We start from the raw sequence: 5,314 nt of genomic DNA on the forward strand, positions 1-5,314 counted from the left end.
AAAACGGCGGCTACCTACTCTCCCACTGTTACGCAGTACCATCGGCGTGACGAGGCTTAACTTCTCTGTTCGGAATGGGAAGAGGTGGAACCCTCGTGCTATAACCACCTGAATAAGGTTATGACATGATGAAAAGTAAAATCTCAAGTTATTACTAGTATGTTTCTGTTCTCTGTTTCCAGTTTCCGTATCAGTAATCCGCTAAACGTATATACCCAACCGGTACATATTTGAAAGAAAGTGAACGGGCAATTAGTAATGCTCGGCTTTGATGTTACCACCTTTACACCTGCATCCTATCAACGTCATCGTCTTTAACGACCCTAAGAAATCTAATCTTGTGGCTGGCTTCGTACTTAGATGCTTTCAGCACTTATCCAATCCCGACTTAGATACCCAGCGATGCACCTGGCGGCACAACTGGTAAACCAGCGGTCAGTCCAACACGGTCCTCTCGTACTAGTGTCAGAGCCACGCAAATTTCATACGCCCACGATAGATAGAGACCGAACTGTCTCACGACGTTCTGAACCCAGCTCGCGTGCCACTTTAATGGGCGAACAGCCCAACCCTTGGGACCTTCTCCAGCCCCAGGATGTGACGAGCCGACATCGAGGTGCCAAACCCCTCCGTCGATATGAGCTCTTGGGAGGGATCAGCCTGTTATCCCCGGAGTACCTTTTATCCTTTGAGCGATGTCCCTTCCATACGGAAACACCGGATCACTATGCTCTAGTTTCCTACCTGATCGACTTGTCTGTCTCCCAGTCAAGCGCCCTTATGCCATTACACTCTACGGACGGTTACCAATCGTCCTGAGGGCACCTTTAGAAGCCTCCGTTACACTTTTGGAGGCGACCACCCCAGTCAAACTACCCACCAAACAGTGTCCTCGCATCTACGAGTTAGAACTCAAATAATCAAAGGGCCGTATTTCAACAGCGACTCCACAAATACTGGCGTACCTGCTTCAAAGTCTCCGGCCTATCCTACACATCAATTACCCAAATTCAATGTTAAGCTATAGTAAAGGTTCACGGGGTCTTTTCGTCCCATCGCGGGTAATCGGCATCTTCACCGATACTACAATTTCACTGAGCTCACGGTTGAGACAGTGTCCAGATCATTACACCATTCGTGCAGGTCGGAACTTACCCGACAAGGAATTTCGCTACCTTAGGACCGTTATAGTTACGGCCGCCGTTTACTGGGGCTTCAATTCAATGCTTCTCTTGCGATGACATCTCCTCTTAACCTTCCAGCACCGGGCAGGTGTCAGGCTGTATACGTAATCTTTCAATTTAGCACAGCCCTGTGTTTTTGTTAAACAGTTGCCTGGACCTATTCTCTGCGCCCAACTCTCGTTGGGACCCTTTATCCCGAAGTTACAGGGTCAATTTGCCTAGTTCCTTAACCGTGAATCACTCAAGCGCCTTAGTATATTCAACCCGACTACGTGTGTCCGTTTGCGGTACGGGTACCTTAAAGATTAAGTTTAGCGGATTTTCTTGGGAGTATGTTTACACGCACTATTGGATTGTTCCGAAGAACGTTCCATACTATCAGGTTCGACTCTCTTTGTGGATTTGCCTGCAAAGATCAACATCTACACCCTTCAACGGACTATTCCGTCAGTCCGCGGCGCTATCACTCCTCCGTCTCCACGTCACTCCTTAAGGTAGTACAGGAATATTAACCTGTTCTGCCATCGGCCTCACCGTTCGGCTGAGCCTTAGGACCCGACTAACCCTGATCCGATTAGCGTTGATCAGGAAACCTTAGTCTTTCGGCGAGGGGGTTTCTCACCCCCTTTATCGTTACTTATACCTACATTTGCTTTTCCACACGCTCCAGCAAAGCTCACGCTTCACCTTCGACGCAGAGTGGAATGCTCCCCTACCGATCATTACTGATCCCATAGCTTCGGTAAATTGCTTAATGCCCGATTATTATCCACGCCAAACTCCTCGACTAGTGAGCTGTTACGCACTCTTTAAATGAATGGCTGCTTCCAAGCCAACATCCTAGCTGTCTTAGCAATCTGACTTCGTTAGTTCAACTTAGCAATTATTTCGGGACCTTAGCTGATGGTCCGGATTCTTCTCCTTTAGGACATGGACCTTAGCACCCATGCCCTCACTCCTGGGATCGAACTACTGCGCATTCGGAGTTTATCAAGACTTGATAGGCGGTGAAGCCCTCGCATCTTATCAGTCGCTCTACCTCACAGTAGTAATTCCCAAGGCTGCACCTAAATGCATTTCGGGGAGTACGAGCTATCTCCAAGTTTGATTAGCCTTTCACCCCCACCCTCAGTTCATCCGGAAGCTTTTCAACGCTTATCGGTTCGGTCCTCCAGTTAGTGTTACCTAACCTTCAACCTGACCAAGGGTAGATCACTTGGTTTCGCGTCTACTCCTTCCGACTAATCGCCCTGTTCAGACTCGCTTTCGCTTCGGCTACACATTTTGAAATGCTTAACCTTGCCGGAAAAAGTAACTCGTAGGTTCATTATGCAAAAGGCACGCCGTCACAACTTACGCTGCTCCGACCGCTTGTAGGCGCACGGTTTCAGGGACTATTTCACTCTTCTATTCGAAGTGCTTTTCACCTTTCCTTCACAGTACTGGTTCGCTATCGGTCTCTCGGGAGTATTTAGCCTTACCGGATGGTCCCGGCAGATTCACGCAAGATTCCTCGTGTCCCGCGCTACTCAGGATACCACTACGCTTCGTTTAGCTTCGAATACCGGACTATCACCGTCTATGGTTTCATTTTCCAAAGAATTCTTCTCACTAAATTTCTTGCGATATCGTGGTCCTACAACCCCAATATTGCCGTAACAACATTGGTTTGGGCTAATCCCCGTTCGCTCGCCACTACTTGGGGAATCATTATTATTTTCTTTTCCTGCAGGTACTAAGATGTTTCAGTTCCCTGCGTTAGCTTCCATCTAGGATGGATGACATTCCTTCAGAATGCCGGGTTGTCCCATTCGGAAATCTTCGGATCAAAGGTTATTTGCACCTTCCCGAAGCTTATCGCAGCTTATCACGTCCTTCATCGCCTCCGAGAGCCAAGGCATCCGCCATGCGCCCTTGCTTACTTTCTTTCAAACGTTTTATTCTCATACTGGTATTGACTTGGGGAATTGCTTCCGGCTGTCAATATTGCATATTCGAACACGTACGGTTTGATATATACTTTTAGCTCTTACTTTTAATTTTACTTTTTGTACATCATGTCAAAGATCGTTTCTCTTTTCAGAGATCGTGGAGAATAACGGATTCGAACCGTTGACCCTCTGCGTGCAAGGCAGATGCTCTAGCCAGCTGAGCTAATCCCCCAAGAGGTTGTTCAAGAATATCGTTTTTTAGCTTTTAGCTTTCAGCTTTCGCTGTTCCTCATTCTTGAGCTTGGTAGTCCCAGGCAGAGTTGAACTGCCGACCTCTACATTATCAGTGTAGCGCTCTAACCAACTGAGCTATAGGACTAGTTCAACCTTGTCTACCTGATGTTAGACTCGGCTTCTTTTTTCTCTTGTTTATCTCTATCTATACTTCTATAGATGGTTGATCTATATATTATAAATAAACAAGTACCAGTAGTACAAAAAACAGAACCTTTAAAGTCATTATTTTTAACGATGGCCGTTTTACATTATTCATGTAGAATTGCATCGTCTTACGACATCGCTCCAGAAAGGAGGTGTTCCAGCCGCACCTTCCGGTACGGCTACCTTGTTACGACTTAGCCCCAATTACCAGTTTTACCCTAGGACGCTCCTTGCGGTTACGTACTTCAGGTACCCCCGGCTTTCATGGCTTGACGGGCGGTGTGTACAAGGCCCGGGAACGTATTCACCGCGCCATGGCTGATGCGCGATTACTAGCGAATCCAGCTTCACGAAGTCGGGTTGCAGACTTCGATCCGAACTGAGAGAGGTTTTTGGGATTAGCATCCTGTCGCCAGGTAGCTGCCTTCTGTACCCCCCATTGTAACACGTGTGTAGCCCCGGACGTAAGGGCCGTGCTGATTTGACGTCATCCCCACCTTCCTCACATCTTACGACGGCAGTCTCTCTAGAGTCCTCAGCATGACCTGTTAGTAACTAAAGATAAGGGTTGCGCTCGTTATGGCACTTAAGCCGACACCTCACGGCACGAGCTGACGACAACCATGCAGCACCTTCACATTTGCCTTGCGGCTAACCTGTTTCCAGATTATTCAAATGCAATTTAAGCCCGGGTAAGGTTCCTCGCGTATCATCGAATTAAACCACATGTTCCTCCGCTTGTGCGGGCCCCCGTCAATTCCTTTGAGTTTCACCGTTGCCGGCGTACTCCCCAGGTGGAATACTTAATGCTTTCGCTTGGCCGCTTACTGTATATCGCAAACAGCGAGTATTCATCGTTTACTGTGTGGACTACCAGGGTATCTAATCCTGTTTGATACCCACACTTTCGAGCATCAGTGTCAGTTGCAGTCTAGTGAGCTGCCTTCGCAATCGGAGTTCTTCGTGATATCTAAGCATTTCACCGCTACACCACGAATTCCGCCCACCTCTACTGTACTCAAGACTGCCAGTTTCAACTGCAATTTTACGGTTGAGCCGCAAACTTTCACAACTGACTTAACAATCCACCTACGCTCCCTTTAAACCCAATAAATCCGGATAACGCTCGGATCCTCCGTATTACCGCGGCTGCTGGCACGGAGTTAGCCGATCCTTATTCATATGGTACATACAAAATCCCACACGTGGAATACTTTATTCCCATATAAAAGAAGTTTACAACCCATAGGGCAGTCATCCTTCACGCTACTTGGCTGGTTCAGACTCTCGTCCATTGACCAATATTCCTCACTGCTGCCTCCCGTAGGAGTTTGGACCGTGTCTCAGTTCCAATGTGGGGGACCTTCCTCTCAGAACCCCTATCCATCGTAGTCTTGGTGGGCCGTTACCCCGCCAACAAACTAATGGAACGCATCCCCATCGATAACCGAAATTCTTTAATAGTAAAACCATGCGGTTTTAATATACTATCGGATATTAATCTTTCTTTCGAAAGGCTATCCCCGAGTTATCGGCAGGTTGGATACGTGTTACTCACCCGTGCGCCGGTCGCCATCTTTAGTTTGCAAGCAAACTAAAATGCTGCCCCTCGACTTGCATGTGTTAAGCCTGTAGCTAGCGTTCATCCTGAGCCAGGATCAAACTCTTCATTGTAAAAGTATCTTTTTCATCTGTTAAGATGATTTTTTTGCTCTGTTCAGGACGCCGTAAATTTATTGACCTTATTCAAATACCTAT

General features: G+C 47.4%; 2 tRNA genes and 3 rRNA genes. All 5 read right to left on the reverse strand.

Annotated elements, in window-relative coordinates:
• Position 1: 1 nt before the first annotated feature.
• Positions 2 to 112: ribosomal RNA gene (rrf, locus tag LPH68_RS25325) — 5S ribosomal RNA — on the reverse strand.
• 120 nt (positions 113 to 232) lie between these two features.
• Positions 233 to 3,112: ribosomal RNA gene (locus tag LPH68_RS25330) — 23S ribosomal RNA — on the reverse strand.
• A 161-nt stretch (positions 3,113 to 3,273) separates the two neighbouring features.
• Positions 3,274 to 3,347 (reverse strand) — tRNA-Ala (locus LPH68_RS25335).
• A 70-nt stretch (positions 3,348 to 3,417) separates the two neighbouring features.
• A tRNA-Ile gene (locus LPH68_RS25340) sits at positions 3,418 to 3,494 on the reverse strand.
• A gap of 207 nt (positions 3,495 to 3,701) precedes the next feature.
• A 16S ribosomal RNA gene (locus LPH68_RS25345) occupies positions 3,702 to 5,230 on the reverse strand.
• Together the 16S, 23S and 5S rRNA genes with 2 tRNA genes alongside form the textbook arrangement of a ribosomal RNA operon.
• Between the last annotated feature and the right edge of the window lie 84 nt (positions 5,231 to 5,314).

It is taken from the genome of Bacteroides sp. 1_1_30 (assembly GCF_020982715.1).
GTDB classification, from domain to species: domain Bacteria; phylum Bacteroidota; class Bacteroidia; order Bacteroidales; family Bacteroidaceae; genus Bacteroides; species Bacteroides xylanisolvens.